Consider the following 17252-nt stretch of genomic DNA (forward strand, 5'->3'; position numbering starts at 1 on the left):
TTTTATCCATTCATTCAAAAAGAGCGAAAAAGTAACCCCTTCAAAATTATTGAAACAGAATGTCTTATTCTTTCAATCGAAGTTCCTGTTTTTGCTTACTTACCCTTTTCACTTCATACAAATCAGTTCTTCTGTCTAAAATAGTTCTTACAGAACCATAATGATGCAATTCTTTGAGTAAGTTCAAATCTACATCGACTATTAATGTCATTTCTGTATTCGGCGTAGCTTCCGCTTTTACCGCATTGGTCGGGAATGCAAAGTCAGAAGGCGTAAAGACGGCTGCCTGCCCGAATTGAATATCCATATTGTTGACACCCGGCAAATTACCTACACAACCTGCAATGGCAACATAACATTCGTTTTCGATAGCGCGCGCCATTGCACAATTGCGCACACGCGTATATGCATTTTGAGTATCGGTAAGGTAAGGCACAAACAATATTTTCATGCCATCCAAAGCCATTAACCTTGACAACTCAGGAAATTCGACATCGTAACAAATAAGGATACCAATTTTTCCGCAATCGGTATCTATAGCCTTGATTTTATCGCCGCCGGTTATACCGTAGTATTTTGTTTCGTTAGGTGTGATATGGATTTTTCTGTATTCGCTCAGTTTTCCGTCGCGGTGGCATAAATAGGAAATATTGTACAATTTCCCATCCTCCATTACGGGCATGCTTCCTGCAATGATATTTACATTGTAAGCAATTGCATAAGAAGATATTTTTGCCTGTATCTCTTTTGTTTTTCCGGCCAGCTCCCGCATAGATTCGTATTCGCTCATGTGATTGAATTCGGCTAACAACGGAGAATTGAAAAACTCAGGGAATACGGCAAAATCCGCTTTATATTCACTCAGCACATCCACAAAAAATTCTACTTGTTCAAAGAATTTTTCCATATCCGCAAAAGGACGCATCTGCCATTGCACCAGCCCCAACCTGATAATACTGTCACTCATGGAATTTTTCTTCCTGGAATAATAAATATTACTCCATTCCAGCAATACCGCAAATTCTTTCGACTGCACATCCCCTTTCAGATAATTGGTCAGCACCCTTACAACATGAAAATCATTGGCAATCTGAAAACTTAAAACAGGGTCATAGATCTCTTTAGTTTTTACTTTTTCGATGTATTGTTTAGGTGAAAGTTCTGCACTGTATTTATGGTAATTGGGAATACGGCCACCTACTTTTATCTCCTTCAGGTTCATTAATTCACATAGTTCCTTTCTTGCATCATACAACCTTCTGGCTAATCTTAACTCACGGAAATCAGGATGTACAAAAACTTCAATGCCATACAATACATCACCATCGTCGTCGTGTGTATTAAAAGTATAGTTACCCGTTATCTCTTCATAAGTGTGTTCATCACTGAATAATTTGTACTGCACAATAATAGACAAAGCACAAGCTGCAACCATTCCATCAACTTCTACACACAATTGACCATGAGGAAAAATTTTGAGTAATTTCTTAATATTTGCTTCACGCCAGATACCGCCTGTTCCATCGTAAGCCTCTATCATTGCTGATTTCAGACCTTCATAATCTTCCGCTCTTAACTTTCTTACTATAACTTCCATAAATGTTTTTGCTTTGAAGAAAGATACAAAATAATAACCGACTGAATGTTAGTTTTTTGTAAAAAAAAGGAAGCCCTTACATGTCAGAAACTGTAAGGGCTTTCAAGATTTAAAACCGTCTAAATATTATACATGCTGATAAACCTTCACTATATTCTTCAATTCGTTCAGTTTCATTAAAGCTTCTACAGGTGTCAATGTATTAATATCAACCTCAAAAAGCTGCTCCTGTATGCGGCGCAAATCATCGCCGATACCATCGAAAATATTGAGTTGAAAATTCTGTACCGGCATTTTCTTAATGCGGTCTGTCGTAGAATTACCGGCATGTTTTTCTTCCAGCAAAGCCAGTATCTCATTCGCCCTGTCTGTTAAATCATTAGGCATGCCCGCCATTCTCGCTACCTGAATACCAAAGCTGTGGCGGCTTCCGCCAGGTGCCAACTTTCGCAGGAAGATAACTTTATTCCCTGTTTCCTTATGGGTGATATGATAGTTCTTTACGCCATCCAACCTGGTTTCCAGCTCATTCAATTCATGATAGTGTGTTGCAAATAATGTCTTAGGTTTATGTACGTGTTTTTGAATATATTCAACGATAGACCATGCAATAGAGATACCATCGTAAGTACTTGTACCACGACCGATTTCATCCAGTAAAATCAGGCTGCGCGCACTCAAATTGTTTACGATACTTGCCGTTTCATTCATCTCCACCATAAAGGTAGATTCGCCACCACTCAGGTTATCTGAGGCCCCCACCCTTGTAAATATCTTATCGGTCAGACCAATTACAGCCTCCGTTGCAGGGACATAACTGCCTACATGCGCCATCAATGTAATCAAAGCTGTCTGTCGCAACAAAGCCGACTTACCACTCATATTCGGACCGGTAAGGATTATGATCTGCTGCGTTTCTTTGTCTAATAAGATGTCATTATGAACATAAGTTTCGCCATGTGGTAAATGCTGTTCTATTACGGGATGGCGGCTTTGCTTAAGATCCAGTATCTGCGAATCACTGATAACAGGTTTGCAGTATTTGAACTGTTTGGCGATATGTGCAAAGGACAACAGGCAATCAATACGCGCAATAGCTTGTGCATTCTGCTGCATCTGGCCCAAAGCAGTTTGAATCTTATCAATCAAAGCATCATAAACCTGCAATTCCAGCACAGCGATTTTTTCTTCCGCACCGAGAATTTTTTCTTCGTATTCTTTCAGTTCTTCCGTAATATATCTTTCTGCATTTGCCAAAGTCTGCTTGCGTATCCATGTTTCCGGAACTTTGTCTTTATGCGTATTGGTAACTTCAAGATAATAGCCAAAAACGTTGTTGAAAGCCACTTTCAACGAAGGAATACCTGTTCTCTGGATTTCCTCCTGCTGTATCTTCAACAAATATTCTTTGCCGTGATAGGCTATCTTTCTAAGTTGATCCAATTCTTCATTGATGCCTTCTTTTATAGCTCCGCCTTTGTTAATTGCAACGGGCGCTTCTTCATTTAAAGTATCAAAAATACTTTGCTGAATCTCTTCACAAGAATTGATCTGCTGTGTTAGTTTTTCAAGAAAATTTGTTTCGTTTACAGAAGAGTGCATTGTTTTAATAATGCCGCAATGCTGTAAACTTTTAGCCAGCTGAACTACTTCACGCGGATTAATTTTCTTCAACGGAACCTTTGCCACCAAGCGTTCAATATCGCCAATTGGTTTCAGGTGTTTACGGAATTCATTGGCAATTTCCGAATCTTTCAAAAAGGCTTCCACCCAATCTAAACGCTGTTCTATCTGACGTTTATCACTTAAGGGAAATATAATCCAGCGTTTCAGCATACGTGCGCCCATTGGTGTTATGGTATGGTCCATTGCCTGTAAAAGCGTATAACCATTTTCCACCGGGCTGTGCATCAATTCCAGGTTACGGATGGTAAACCGGTCCATCCATAAAAATTCCGATGCAGTGATGCGTTGAATGGAATTGATATGCTGCACATGCGGATGCTCTGTTTCTTTAAGATAATGCAATGCAGCACCGGCGGCTATTGTAGCGGCATTCCACTCTTCAATGCCATAACCTTTTAATGATTGCGTATCAAAATGCCGCAGCAAAGTTTCGTAACCGAAATGATGCTGGAATATCCAGTCCTCCAGATGAAAAGTATAATATTTCTGATCCAGCCATTCTGCAAAGAACTTCTGTTTTCCTTTGCTGATAAGCACTTCACTCGGCTGGAAACTCTGGAGCAGTTTATCCATGTATTCCACATTGCCCTGCGCCACAAAAAATTCGCCCGTGGAAATATCCAGAAAAGCAATACCATTTTCTTTGTCATCCAGATAAAGCGCTGCAAGAAAATTATTGTTTTTATTGTCCAGCAATTTATCATTCACCGCAACGCCGGGCGTGACCAATTCGGTTACGCCACGCTTTACAATGCCCTTTACTGTCTTAGGGTCTTCCAACTGGTCACAAATGGCAACACGATGACCTGCCTTTACCAGTTTATGCAGATAAGTATCAAGCGAATGATGGGGGAATCCCGCCAGTTCAATATGTGTAGCGGCACCGTTGGCTCTTTTGGTAAGGGTAATGCCCAATACTTTGGAAGCAATGATAGCATCTTCTTTAAACGTTTCGTAAAAATCGCCTACGCGAAAAAGGAGCACAGCATCGGGATAACGACTCTTAATCGCATTATGCTGTTTCATTAAAGGTGTTTCTTCTGCAGTTTTCTTTGCCATGATATTGCTACAAAAATAACTTCGTTTTATTTAACACCCTTCTAATTGTTTATAAAGTTTCTGACAGCCTTTTGAATGAATGTGCATTACTTTTTTTTGAAACGGCATTGTTTATTGTCATTCGTTGTTTATAATGATTGAAAAGGGATGGCAATAAAAAAGCCCTGCAAAAAATTGCAGGGCTTTTTAGTTTTTAGTTCAATTTATTTTTCAGAATTGATCAATTCTTTTACAAAATGACCTACCGCAGCAATACGTGCATGATTCAAACAATAGTGGATGAATTTACCGTCACGTTCTGTAATTACGATATCAGCACGACGCAAAATAGCCAGATGTTGAGAGGCTACTGATTGCTCCAAACGTAATTTCACATAAATATCTGTTACGTTCATTCTTTTATTCTCTTCCAGCAATTTAATAATTTGCTGACGCAATTTGTGATTAATTGCTCTTAAGGTCATGGCAGCACTTTTTACAGCTACATAATCTAATTTTACCGCTTCGGCCGAATTTTCTTCTTTACGAGCAACTAAAGTGTTTGCAGACACTGTTTGTTCCATTTTATATGATTTAAGATAAGTGATTAAAAAATTGTAATTGTAGTTCGATAAGCAAAGAGTTTAATACTTGCTTAATGGTGGTGGGTTACTGGGTACGCAAAGATAGCTACTTTATAATATATCATCATGCATTAAATTTCATTGATGGGGTTAATATGCTGTTAACATAGTCGTTTTTATATAATTTAAGGCCAATCTACCATTAATAATAATTATTTAAAGTGAAAAGCAAATTTAGTGCAAAAATTTAATAATCAACACTTAATGTGTAAAACTAAGAAACGAATTATGAACAAAAGCAGTATAATTTCTACATAAGTATGTGAAAGAGACAAATATTATATTAATTGATTTATGTCATGGCAAATTCCAATGTAAAGGTGCTGCCTTTGCCTATTACGCTATCCACTTTTATTTTCCCGCCGTGTGCATCTACAACCGATTTGACATAACTCAGCCCTAAACCAAAACCTTTTACATTATGAAGGTTTCCGGTATGGGCTCTGTAAAATTTTTCGAAAATATGGCTCATAGTTTCAGTGGTCATTCCTATGCCATTATCCTTTATTTGAATTGTAAGTGTTTTTGCATTTGTATTAAATGTTGCAATGCTTATAAGTATAGGATCTTTTGAATATTTAATAGCATTATCTAAAAGATTGGCAACAATATTGGAAAAATGGACTTCATCGGCTTTTATAAAATATCTTTTCGCATCAAGTTTTTGTTCCAGCTTACCATGCTTTTCCTCGACCTGTAAAATAATATTCGCCGTTGCATTTTGTATAATCTGATGCACATCTATTGTTTGCAGTTTCAAGTCAAGGTTTTCCGTATCCATTTGCGCTGCCTGCAGAATTTTCTCCACCTGTTTATACATTCTTCTGTTTTCATCACGGATAATGCCGGTGTAATAAACAATCTGATCCGTCCTTGAAAGCACCTTGGAATTGCCCAGAGCATCAACCGCCAATGATATGGTAGCCAAAGGTGTTTTAAACTCATGGGTCATATTGTTTATAAAATCAGACTTGATTTCCGAAAGCTGTTTTTGCCGGAGTACCGTCCGTACAGTAACCGCAAAAGCTGAAATAATGATAATGGTAAATACTACAGAAGCGGCAATACTGCCGATGGTGCGCTGTAAAATGTAATTTTTGGGTTTCCTGATATATATTTTCAGGCTGTAACTATTCGTTGGCGTTAAATAGCTGTCAAAAGTATTCTTATCAGTATTCATTTCATAAGTGAACCCTCTGGAACTGATATAATTCAAATCACTGGTTATAATAGCAAATTCAAAATCAAGATCAATATGGTTTTTCACCAATTCCTGCTTTATAATTTCCGTAATATCATCGATAGGCATGTTATTTATCTGGCTCCATAAATATTTTGATGCTTCTGTGCTTTCCCAGGCCGCATCATCAGGCCTGAAACCCAGTCTGGATGCAAGTTTGTCTTTAATTTCCTTTGAAATGCTTACGGATGCAGTGGATAAATCAGCATAATATTTCTGGTTCTGAACCATCAATAAATTCTTTATCCACGACATCTGCAAAAGCATCAGGCCAATAAGCGAAAGTGTTATCAGAATAATTATTGAAGGAAATACTTTTTTCATCTGTTTATTTTATCAAAGTGTGTCAAAATCATTACCTGATTGCTTCTCTTCGGAAAATCAAAGATACAAGATGCGTTTGTGACTTAATTTGGCTAAAAATATATAAAAGAAGTTTTAACACAATACATTTATAAATCGCGTTAATCATTTCCCAATAGTTTACTCCAACCATTTGGAGATATCAATATGTATTTTAATTTTATGAAGCAAAAAAGACAGACATTATGGATATGTTGGATTTACAGAAAAGAACAGATATCAAACCTGCCATTGGCAAGATATTAATAGCAGAACCTTTTCTTATTGATTCAGGCTTTGCAAGAACAGTCGTATTGCTCTGTGAACACGGAGCACAGGGAACCATTGGTTTTATCCTTAACCGCGCATCGGAACTGCAATTGCCCGATTTATTGCCAGAACTCAAGCATTTTGATTTTAATATTTACGATGGCGGCCCTGTACAGAAAGACACTTTGCACGTGCTGCATACACTTCCCAATGAGCTAGGCGGACATGAGATTTTACCCGGTTTATATTGGGGCGGTTCTTATACCGAGCTTAACAGGCTGATGGAAAAAAATATCTGCAATGCTTCAAACGTAAAACTATTTTTAGGCTATTCAGGTTGGGACGAAGGCCAGCTGGAAAAAGAAATTGAAGAAGGCTCATGGCTTGTGGCAGATGGCAATACCAATCTTATATTTGATGCAGGACTGAAAAATATCTGGCATAAGTCCATACTTGCTTTAGGAGATGAATTTGCATTTATGGCTAACCTGCCTTTGCATCCGCAATTAAATTAAAATTGCATTTTATCATGCCCGGCTTATATTTGCAGTAAGCATGAATGATAGTTCTGAACATAAAAGCCGGAAGCTGCAAGGTTTTCTCCTGATTGCCATGTTATTGCTGTTTGGCATTGTCTTCAACAGAAAACTGATTGAATCTTATATTTATCCCCAACCCAAAATCACATCAAATACAAGTGCCGCAAGGCGAGCTTCCAATAGCTGGAACAAGCTTTTTGTCGATTCATCTTTCAGATTGGTTCAGGACGGCGACCTGATTTTAAGAACAGGAACAGATGCTGTCAGTGATATGTTTCGCAAGGCAAATACACACGACAAAACATATTCTCATGCAGGGTTGGTTTTTATAGAAAACGGCATTCCCGTGGTTTATAATTTTATGGGAAGCGCTCAAAACCCACGGGCGCTCATGAGGCGCGATTCTTTAAATAGTTATATAACTCCATATAGTAATTCCGGCTTCGCTGTTTACAGGTTTATGCTTTCAAAAAATGAAAAAGAGCAATTGCATGACATTTCCGTAAAATATTTTAAAGAAAGCAGGAAGTTTGATCCTAACTTTAATCTTGAAACAGACTCTTTACTTTATTGTACGGAATACATTTATAAAGCATTAGTTGAAACAACACATAAGGAAGATTATTTCCCCCTAACGCAAATGGCGGATTTCAGATTTATAGCAGTTGATAACCTTTATAGCCGTAAGGACATGAAGCTGATTTGTAAAATAGGCTATAAACAGTAAATTTGCCACATACTACTTAAAAATGAAACAATTTCCGGCATTCCTTCTATTTGTTCTGTTCTCTATTTGTATTTTTTCTTCCTGTAAAAATTCCAATTCTCCGCAAGCAGTAACAGAAAAATTCCTGACAAGTGTAGTGCAGGCAGACTTTGACAAAGCCAAAGCGCTTTCCACCAAAAACACCTGGGGCATGTTGGATATATGGGCGGCATTTACCAAAGAAATTCCGGAAAATGTAAAAGCCGAAAAAGCTGAAAATTTCAAAGTAAAAATTCTTGATACCAAGACCGAATCCGATTCAACCGTAATCGTGACTTACTCCACCGAACCCAAAATTTTACCTTTCAATAAAATCAGGCTGCAAAAGGAACTTGATATAGAAGGACGGATAAAATGGAAAGTAGATATTTCAACCCTGGAGCTGGGCACCGGCGACGAATTATATATAAACGCTGTTGATTCAACCTCCGGCATCCGCCTTGAAATGGAAAGACAGTCGCCCGATACCATAAGCGACAAACAGGAAAATAACCCGCAACAATAAATTGCCTTACCAAATAAAAATTAATTAATTTATTAACCTTCCCTTACCTTTGGGAAATTTTCAAAAAATCTGTTTAAACAAATATGCCTTACTTATTCACTTCCGAGTCGGTGTCTGAAGGACATCCTGATAAAGTTGCAGATCAAATTTCTGACGCACTCATTGACAATTTCCTTGCCTTCGATCCAGAATCCAAAGTTGCATGTGAAACATTAGTTACAACCGGTCAGGTGGTATTGGCCGGAGAGGTGAAATCAAAAGCATATCTTGACGTACAAACCATTGCCCGCGATGTAATTAAAAAAATAGGTTACACCAAGAGCGAGTATATGTTTGAAGCAAATTCCTGTGGTGTGCTTTCTGCAATACACGAACAATCCCAGGACATTAATCAGGGTGTTGATAAAAAGAAAAAAGAAGAACAAGGTGCGGGCGATCAGGGTATGATGTTTGGTTATGCAACCAACGAAACCGACGATTATATGCCATTGGCTTTGGATCTTGCTCATAAAATCCTGATTGAATTAGCTGACCTGCGTCGCGAAAACAAACAAATTAAATATTTGCGCCCTGACGCCAAATCTCAGGTGACGCTGGAATATGATGATAACAACAATCCGGTTCGTATTGATGCTATCGTAGTTTCCACGCAGCACGATGATTTTGATACGGAAGAGAAAATGCTGGAGAAAATCAAAAAAGATATTGTCAGCATTTTGATTCCGAGAGTAAAGAAAAAGTATGCAAAATTCGCACACCTTTTCAATGATAAAATCCAATACCATATCAATCCTACCGGTAAGTTCGTAATTGGCGGACCACACGGTGATACAGGTTTGACAGGACGTAAAATCATCGTTGATACATATGGCGGAAAAGGTGCACACGGCGGTGGCGCTTTCTCTGGTAAAGATCCTTCAAAAGTAGATCGTTCAGCAGCTTATGCAACACGCCACATTGCTAAAAACCTTGTAGCGGCAGGCGTTGCAAACGAAGTTCTGGTTCAGGTTTCTTATGCAATCGGCGTAGCCCAGCCAATGGGTATTTACATCAATACTTACGGTACTGCAAAAGTTGATATGCACGATGGTGAAATTGCTAAGATTGTGGAAGGCATTTTTGATATGCGTCCTTACTTCATCGAACAACGCTTGAAATTACGTAACCCTATCTATAGCGAAACAGCTTCTTACGGACACATGGGTCGTAAAAACGAAGTGGTTACAAAAGAATTCAAAACGCCCGATGGTAAAGTAAAGAAAGTAAAAGTGGAATTGTTTACATGGGAGAAACTGGATTATGTTGCTAAAGTGAAAAAAGCTTTCAACATCAAGTAAATCTTATGCTTATCCGTTAAAATACAAGAGCTGATACCTTTGCAGGTGTCAGCTCTATTTTTGTACCTTTGCGAGGTTTGAATACTGAAATTTGAATTTTCAGATTTTTCATTTTTAAAATTTAAAAACATGCCTTCATTCGATATAGCCAGCAAAGTTGATTTGCAAACATTGGATAATGTAATCAATGTCGTAAAAAAAGAAATTTCAACCCGTTTCGATTTCAAAGGAAATCATGTGGAGATTGACCTTGATAAAAAAACAATGATTATGAAACTTGAAGTGGAAAGCGATATGAAACTGCAACAGGTGGAAGATGTCATCATTTCAAAATCATTGAAGCAAGGCCTCGATGCCAAAGCATTTGATTTCAGTAAAGCACACTACGCATCCGGCAAATATGTGCGTAAAGAAGTAACTGTCCGTAACGGACTCGATAAGGATAGCGCAAAGAAAATAGTAAAACTTATTAAAGACAGCGGTTCCAAAGTTCAGGCTGCCATCATGGATGACATTATTCGCGTAACCGGCAAAAAAATTGACGACCTGCAGGATATCATCCGCCTTTGCAATGGCGCGAACCTTGAAATGCCATTACAATATACTAATATGAAAAGCTAATTAGTGGATAGTAGTTAGTCCTTAGTGGTTAGTAAAACTATCTGCTAACGACTAACTACATAAAAAACGAAACAACACTAACGACTATCCACTAACAACTATCTACTAAAATATGTTTCCTGACTTTCATTATTTGTTTCAATCCCTTTTTGGCATTGACATTCCGGGATTGGCCATTGTCAAAACCTTTGGTTTTTTTGTAGCAATGGGTTTTTTGTTCGGAGCCTGGGTCATCTCAAAAGAACTGCAAAGAAAAAAAGAACAAGGACTTTTTCAACCGGAAATCATTACGGAAGAAATCGGCAAACCCGCTACCTCCTCCGAGCTGATTGGAATGGGCATACTGGGATTTCTCTTAGGTTTCAAATTGATTGGTATGTTCCTCAATTCAGCTGCCGTCGGTCACGATCCGATGGGCTTTATCCTTTCCATGAAAGGCAGCTGGATTACAGGTATTGTGCTTGCCGCCGTTTTTGTTTACTGGAAATACAGCTCTAAAAAGAAACAACAATTACCGCAGCCCAAACAGCAGAGAGTCGCCGTTTATCCCCATCATCGCGTTGCAGATATTATTTTTATTGCAGCTATCGGCGGTTTTGCAGGAGCCAAAATATTCAATGCCTTTGAAACATGGCAGGATTTTATTGCCGACCCGATCGGTAATCTCTTCTCAGCATCCGGCCTTACCTTTTATGGCGGGTTAATTGTTGCTACCATTGCTTTGTATCTGTACGCCCGCAAAAAGAAATTTGATTTCAGGCACCTTTGCGATGCCGCTGCACCCGCCTTGATTTTAGCCTACGGTATCGGCCGTTTGGGTTGCCAGACTGCCGGCGACGGCGACTGGGGTATTTTCAACAGTGCATATACCACACAACCTGACGGAAGCATGGTGAAAAGCAGTTATCAGGATTATCAGGCAATGGTTACTAAATACCCGAATCAATTTATGGATCGTAACCTGAACCAGATTACGCCCAACAAATATGCGTCCGGACCAAGCTGGTTACCCGACTGGATATTTGCACAGAATTTCAAGCACAATGTAAATAATGACGGTATTAAAATTGCAGGCGACGAAGGTGAATATAACCATGTTTTACCGGCAGGTGTTTTTCCCACCTCACTGTATGAAGCCGTAGCATGCATCCTTTTGTTCTTCGTAATGTGGCGCGTACGCAAACGCTTTGGAAGGCCATTGCAAATGTTTGGCCTCTATTTGATTATTGCCGGCATAGAACGGTTCCTTATCGAATTGATGCGCGTAAACTATAAATACAATTGGGGCTTCCTCCACCCTACTCAGGCCGAAATTATTTCCACCTGTCTCGTAATTGCAGGCTTAGGATTGCTTTTCTTCTACAAGCCAAAAGAAAAAACTGAAACAGTATAAGCACCTGATACAATTTAGGGGACGTATGAGTACGTAACAACCATTAATTCTGTATACAATCCAAAGTAAAGAGTGTGTAGCTTCAACCTCGGGTTAATAGACTCGAGTCTTGAGTGAATAGGCTCGAGCATCGGGTGAACAAGCCAGAGGAACGAGTGAACAGGCTCGAGTATCGGGTGAACAAGCCAAAGGAACGGGTGAACAGGCTCGAGGAACGAGTGAACAAGCCAGAGGAACGAGTGAACAAGCCAGAGGAACGAGTGAACAGGCTCGAGCATCGAGTGAACAGGCTCGAGGAACGAGTGAACAAGCCAAAGGAACGAGTGAACAGGCTCGAGCATCGAGTGAACAGGCTCGAGGAACGAGTGAACAAGCCAAAGGAACGAGTGAACAGGCTCGAGGAACGGGTGAACAAGCCAGAGGAACGGGTGAATAGGCTCGAGGAACGAGTGAACAAGCCAGAGGAACGAGTGAACAAGCCAGAGAAACGAGTGAACAGGCCAGAGAAACGAGTGAATAGGCTCGAGGAACGGGTGAACAGGCTCGAGCATCAGGTTAAAAGAAATGAGCGCAGGATAAATGCCTTAAACTCCTACATTAATGGTAAAAGCGCTTATAATCTAAACATCATGAAATATACATTTACAAATATTACACTTTGCGCAGCGCTTTCATTATCAGGACTTTGCTCTTATGCACAAACACAAAACAACACGCCCAAAAAAGATTCAAAGTTCCATTGGGGATTGGGCTACGGAATGGATTATGGAATGTCAGGTATTAAAGCAGAATATTTACCTGTAAAATATCTTGGTGCTTTTGTGGGACTTGGCTATAAATTCAAAGATCCGAGTCTTGGGGTAAATGCAGGCATACAGCTTCGTCCATTACCCGATGCAAAAATTCAACCATTGGTAATGGCCATGTATGGTTATAATGGCATAATCAATGTAAAATACTATACGCCGGTTGATGTAAACAAAACTTATTACGGATTTTCAACCGGCATTGGCGGTGAACTAAAAATAGGAGGCAAAGAAGACATAAGATTATATCTGGGTCTGTGGCTTCCATTCAGGAGCAAAGAATTTAAGGACAATTATGATCTGATAGAAAAAAACATAAGAAATTTATCTGACCGTACCTTACCTGTCGGATTCAGCATAGGTTTTAACTGGGCCTTGTAAAAGCATGATTATTTTTCAATAAAAGCATCCGCCGGGGATGCTTTTACTTTGCATTTCCTCGAAAAAGGAATATCTTTCTTCAAATTTCAATTTATGAAAAACAAAATCCTTTTCTTCCTCCTTGTAAGCTTTCTTGCAACATACAGCCATGCAGGCATCGTTAAACAATTTCCTTTTCAGGATTGTACTATCGAATTATTAGATAGCAAAAGCGCTGCCGAAGCTACAAACCATTCGGATGATTACACAAAAGCCCTGACCTCTTTTGACCTGCAAATAAGATTAGGAAGAAAGGAAAACGTTGCCGAAAAAGATTACCTGAATCTGGCAGCATCTCAGGCATTGACATGGGATGAAGAAGACCAGCAAAAGTTGCAGCAATCTTTTCAGGAAATCGAAAAATTTTTAGAAAGCAATAAAATTCATCTTAATCTTCCTAAAAAGATTCAATTGCTTAAAACCGCCGGAGCTGAAGAATTCGGAGCCGAAGGCTATACCCGCGAAAATCGTATTATGCTTTGCGTTAAAGGCGGCCAGGAGATAAATACCCATGTTGTAGCCCATGAATTATTCCATGTTTTCTCAAGGTTCAATGCTGATACGAGGAATAAAATATATGCCATCTTCGGATTTCAGAAATGCAACCGAATCAATACTGCGACTGCAATGGATAATCGCGTTATTACCAACCCGGACTGCCCTTTCACAGAGCATTTTATTGCATTGAACATAGGAGGAAAAGACAGGCATTTTGCATTGCAGCTTTATAGCACAAAACCATTTGAAGAAAACTTCAGTTTACAAAATGCAAACATAGCATTGCTGGAACTCGAAAATAAAAACAAGCAGGAAACGCCATTAATAAAAGATGGGAAAGGCGTTTTATTACAACTCGACGAAGTACCGGAATTATTTACCAAAATAGGAAAGAATACCTTTTACGTACTACATCCTGAAGAAATTTCTGCCGAACACTTTTCAATGTGGATAATCGCGAAGAAAGTCCCGCAACCTGAATTCTTTGATAAGATGAAAGAAGTTTTATCTGAAGCGAAATAATCAACTAAAAAAGGTGTCCCACAATTGGAATTGCGGGACACTTTTTTTCATTAAATCATATTTCTTACAAAGCAGCTTCGTAACGCTTAGCTACTTCATCCCAGTTTACAACGCTCCAAACCGCTTTAAGGTAATCAGGACGCTTGTTTTGGTATTTCAGATAATAAGCATGCTCCCAAACATCAATACCGAAAATAGGCGTGCCCTTTACTTCTGCAACATCCATTAACGGATTATCCTGATTTGGCGTAGAAGTAACTTCCAATTTGCCGTCTTTTACAATCAACCATGCCCAACCACTTCCAAAGCGTGTTGCACCGGCTGTATTCATTTTTTCTTTTAACGCGTCCAAACCACCGAAAGCTTCATTGATAGCATCTGCCAGTTTACCTTCAGGACCTTCTTTAGCATTTGGAGTCAATACTGTCCAGAACAAAGAATGGTTGAAATGACCACCGCCATTATTACGCACCGCAGCAGGATATTTTGAAATATTTTTTACCAGTTCTTCCAAAGAAAGATCGGCAGCATCTGTGCCTTCAATAGCTTTGTTCAGATTATCTACATAAGCCTGATGATGTTTACCATGATGGATTTCCATAGTCTGCGCATCGATATGTGGTTCCAATGCGTTGTGTGCATAAGGCAATGCAGGAAGTGAATGTGCCATAATAATCAGATTTTTATTTTAAAAATGAAATGAAATGTGTATCCTCCTGATAATGCAGTTTTAAACAAAAAGTTTATTTGCATTAAAGGAAAACAAAAATACAAAATTTGAAATTGGGAATAGTGAATGGTATGTTAGATAATAGATATCAGACGTTAGAGAATAGATATTAGATATCAGATACCTAACATAAGATTGGGATTTGGAATTTACAATTTGGATTTTTTCAAGTTACCCTTCCAGATGAATGGAAAATACAATCATTCTCGTACGGATAGCATCAATTGTATTGGATAAAGGAATATCGGAATCCTTATATTGCGTATTGATAAAACCCTGACTCAGCTTAATTTCCGGAGAAAATATAAAATTAGGATAGAAGAACTCAAAACCTATTCCCACGTCAGCACCCAAGTCTATCGCCTTCACACGCAATAATTCATCCTGACGGCGGCTGCGCGCATTAGATGCAAGATCATAATCAAATTTGCCGCCGAGTATGCCGTAAAAACGGAAGTTGTTAATACGGTCGCTTTTGAATTTTACCTGTAAAGGCAATTGCATATAAATAGATTCCACACTTGTCTTTGTCACCACATTATTCATATCCACCAAAGTCAGTTTTTTCTCTGCAAAAACCAATGCCGGAATAAATCTTAAATCAATAAAATTCGTCAATCGCAGGTTACCCATAATACCCAGGTTGAATCCCGGACCTGAACCCGGCTGAATACTTTTAAAAGTATCATGATCCGCAAAACTTTGCGTATTATTAATACGGAAAGTAGAATAATTGGCACCGAAAGTAATACCGAAATAATATGCTTTCTGGTCGTGCTCCGGCATATTGGGAATATGCGTCTGGGCATGCATTTGCAATCCTGCCATCAGACACAATAATAGTAAAAGCGCCTTTATTCCTTTCATTCTTTGAAGCATATTAACGAAGATAAGTAAATCTTTACATTTGAAATATTATGCTAAACCTTTTCTCCCGTGTACAGTGTTGTAATACCAAAAGTCAATGGCCTTGCTTTTACATTCTTGAAACCACATTGTTGCAATATCTCACAAAAAGCCTGTCCTTCAGGAAATGCAGCCACCGATTCAGGCAAATAAGTATAAGCAGTTGCATCCTTTGAGACAGTTTTTCCCAATGTCGGCAGAATAAAACGGAAATAGAACTGATATAATTGTTTAACCGGAAACTTTTTTGGTTTGGAAAACTCCAGAATTGCCACCCGTCCACCAACACGCATTACACGGTTCATATCCCTGAGCCCGTTTTCAAGGTGTTCAAAATTGCGGACCCCATAAGCACAGGTAATAGCATCAAAATAATTGTTTTCAAATGGCAAAGCCTCGCTATCGCCATATTGAAGGGAAATTTTATCTGTAAGGTTTTTATCCGCCAGCTTCTTTCTGCCGATAGCCATCATACCTTCTGAAATATCAACGCCGGTAATATGTTCCGGTTGCAAATTCAATGCTGCTATAGCCAAATCTCCCGTGCCAGTTGCAACATCCAATATCTGCTTAGGCTGAATAGGACGCAAAGTATTAATAGCTTTTTTCCTCCAACCCTTGTCAATTCCCATTGATAAAAGGTGGTTCAGAAAATCATATTTACCTGCGATACGGTCAAACATACCGGCAACCTGTTCTTTTTTGCTAAGGTGCGAATCAGGCAATGGCATTACTTTGGTTGTTGGCGCTCCGGAAGGAGTAACGGAATTATTCATTGCTGCAAAAATAAGCGGAAAAACGGAGTTTAAATTCCATTTTTCAAATTCCGGTTTCTAATATCAACTTTCTTCTTTGGAATCGATGATTATAGTTACAGGCCCGTCATTTATAAGCGAAACCTGCATATCTGCTCCAAATTGACCGGTAGCAATCGGTTTGTCCAAATCAACACCTAATTGCCGGATCATTTTCTCATAAAGAGGAATAGCCTGCTCAGGTCTGGCAGCTTTTATGAAAGATGGCCTGTTCCCCTTTCTGGTAGCAGCATGCAGTGTAAATTGGCTTACCATTAATATTTCACCCTTAATATCACTTACAGAAAGATTCATCAGACCCGCCTCATCGCTAAATATCCTCATTTGCACTATCTTTTTACTCAGCCATTGCACATCTGCTTCCGTATCAGCTTGTTCAATACCCAACAACACCAATAATCCTTGTTTAACAGCTCCGACAGTTTTCCCGTCAATAACAACCGATGCTTCTTTTACTCTTTGTATAACCGCTTTCATAATATTTGTAATAAAGTTTCCATTCCTGCGTTTAATCACAGAGCGTAAAATTATTGATTCCATTTCTTGCGTTACAATAAAACCGCTTTTTAAAAATTAC

General features: G+C 38.9%; 17 protein-coding genes. 8 read left to right on the plus strand and 9 right to left on the minus strand.

The window, feature by feature from the left end:
* Positions 1 to 64 precede the first annotated feature (64 nt).
* The 4 genes from F0919_RS11220 to F0919_RS11235 form a co-directional block, all read right to left on the minus strand.
* Positions 65 to 1597: a carbon-nitrogen hydrolase family protein gene (locus F0919_RS11220; protein WP_150032865.1), complete on the minus strand. Its 1533-nt coding sequence runs from the start codon at positions 1595 to 1597 to the stop codon at positions 65 to 67.
* Positions 1598 to 1723: 126 nt separating this feature from the next.
* Positions 1724 to 4342, minus strand: coding sequence for a DNA mismatch repair protein MutS (mutS, locus tag F0919_RS11225; protein WP_150032866.1), 2619 nt, complete (start codon positions 4340 to 4342; stop codon positions 1724 to 1726).
* A 203-nt stretch (positions 4343 to 4545) separates the two neighbouring features.
* Complete coding sequence (locus F0919_RS11230; RefSeq protein WP_150032867.1) at positions 4546 to 4905, minus strand: ArsR/SmtB family transcription factor; 360 nt, start codon at positions 4903 to 4905, stop codon at positions 4546 to 4548.
* 352 nt (positions 4906 to 5257) lie between these two features.
* Positions 5258 to 6529 (minus strand): sensor histidine kinase, encoded by a 1272-nt coding sequence (locus F0919_RS11235; RefSeq protein ID WP_150032868.1) that lies wholly within the window; start codon positions 6527 to 6529, stop codon positions 5258 to 5260.
* A 224-nt stretch (positions 6530 to 6753) separates the two neighbouring features.
* Here F0919_RS11235 and F0919_RS11240 point away from each other — a divergent pair, with 224 nt between their 5' ends.
* The 6 genes from F0919_RS11240 to F0919_RS11265 all read left to right on the plus strand — a co-directional run bounded on the left by F0919_RS11240 (position 6754) and on the right by F0919_RS11265 (position 11978).
* The gene (locus F0919_RS11240) at positions 6754 to 7332 is read left to right on the plus strand and encodes a YqgE/AlgH family protein (RefSeq protein ID WP_150032869.1); all 579 of its coding nucleotides are present in this window, start codon (positions 6754 to 6756) and stop codon (positions 7330 to 7332) included.
* A 40-nt stretch (positions 7333 to 7372) separates the two neighbouring features.
* Positions 7373 to 8083: a YiiX/YebB-like N1pC/P60 family cysteine hydrolase gene (locus tag F0919_RS11245; protein ID WP_150032870.1), complete on the plus strand. Its 711-nt coding sequence runs from the start codon at positions 7373 to 7375 to the stop codon at positions 8081 to 8083.
* 22 nt (positions 8084 to 8105) lie between these two features.
* On the plus strand, positions 8106 to 8627 hold the full coding sequence (locus F0919_RS11250) for a nuclear transport factor 2 family protein (protein WP_150032871.1): 522 nt from the start codon (positions 8106 to 8108) through the stop codon (positions 8625 to 8627).
* Between the two features lie 83 nt (positions 8628 to 8710).
* Complete coding sequence (gene metK / locus F0919_RS11255; RefSeq protein WP_150032872.1) at positions 8711 to 9964, plus strand: methionine adenosyltransferase; 1254 nt, start codon at positions 8711 to 8713, stop codon at positions 9962 to 9964.
* A gap of 129 nt (positions 9965 to 10093) precedes the next feature.
* Positions 10094 to 10585, plus strand: a complete 492-nt coding sequence (locus tag F0919_RS11260; protein WP_150032873.1) for a YajQ family cyclic di-GMP-binding protein — start codon at positions 10094 to 10096, stop codon at positions 10583 to 10585.
* 112 nt (positions 10586 to 10697) lie between these two features.
* Positions 10698 to 11978, plus strand: a complete 1281-nt coding sequence (locus F0919_RS11265; protein WP_150032874.1) for a prolipoprotein diacylglyceryl transferase — start codon at positions 10698 to 10700, stop codon at positions 11976 to 11978.
* A 14-nt stretch (positions 11979 to 11992) separates the two neighbouring features.
* Here F0919_RS11265 and F0919_RS18610 read toward each other — a convergent pair whose 3' ends face one another.
* On the minus strand, positions 11993 to 12529 hold the full coding sequence (locus F0919_RS18610) for a hypothetical protein (protein WP_235903498.1): 537 nt from the start codon (positions 12527 to 12529) through the stop codon (positions 11993 to 11995).
* A gap of 78 nt (positions 12530 to 12607) precedes the next feature.
* Here F0919_RS18610 and F0919_RS18615 point away from each other — a divergent pair, with 78 nt between their 5' ends.
* Together F0919_RS18615 and F0919_RS11275 are read left to right on the plus strand one after the other, a co-directional pair.
* A complete protein-coding gene (locus tag F0919_RS18615; protein WP_235903499.1) occupies positions 12608 to 13165 on the plus strand; it encodes a hypothetical protein in 558 nt (185 codons plus the stop codon).
* Between the two features lie 93 nt (positions 13166 to 13258).
* Positions 13259 to 14224, plus strand: coding sequence for a hypothetical protein (locus F0919_RS11275; protein WP_150032876.1), 966 nt, complete (start codon positions 13259 to 13261; stop codon positions 14222 to 14224).
* Between the two features lie 64 nt (positions 14225 to 14288).
* Here the strand turns inward: F0919_RS11275 and F0919_RS11280 are convergent, their stop codons facing one another.
* The 4 genes from F0919_RS11280 to dtd all read right to left on the minus strand — a co-directional run bounded on the left by F0919_RS11280 (position 14289) and on the right by dtd (position 17215).
* Positions 14289 to 14894, minus strand: a complete 606-nt coding sequence (locus F0919_RS11280; protein WP_150032877.1) for a superoxide dismutase — start codon at positions 14892 to 14894, stop codon at positions 14289 to 14291.
* A 231-nt stretch (positions 14895 to 15125) separates the two neighbouring features.
* A complete protein-coding gene (gene porT, locus F0919_RS11285) occupies positions 15126 to 15821 on the minus strand; it encodes a type IX secretion/gliding motility protein PorT/SprT (RefSeq protein WP_235903500.1) in 696 nt (231 codons plus the stop codon).
* Positions 15822 to 15874: 53 nt separating this feature from the next.
* Positions 15875 to 16636: a bifunctional demethylmenaquinone methyltransferase/2-methoxy-6-polyprenyl-1,4-benzoquinol methylase UbiE gene (gene ubiE / locus F0919_RS11290; RefSeq protein ID WP_216629417.1), complete on the minus strand. Its 762-nt coding sequence runs from the start codon at positions 16634 to 16636 to the stop codon at positions 15875 to 15877.
* A gap of 63 nt (positions 16637 to 16699) precedes the next feature.
* The gene (gene dtd, locus F0919_RS11295) at positions 16700 to 17215 is read right to left on the minus strand and encodes a D-aminoacyl-tRNA deacylase (RefSeq protein ID WP_317132541.1); all 516 of its coding nucleotides are present in this window, start codon (positions 17213 to 17215) and stop codon (positions 16700 to 16702) included.
* Between the last annotated feature and the right edge of the window lie 37 nt (positions 17216 to 17252).

It is taken from the genome of Taibaiella lutea, from assembly GCF_008629695.1.
In the GTDB taxonomy this organism is placed as follows: Bacteria; Bacteroidota; Bacteroidia; order Chitinophagales; family Chitinophagaceae; genus Taibaiella; species Taibaiella lutea.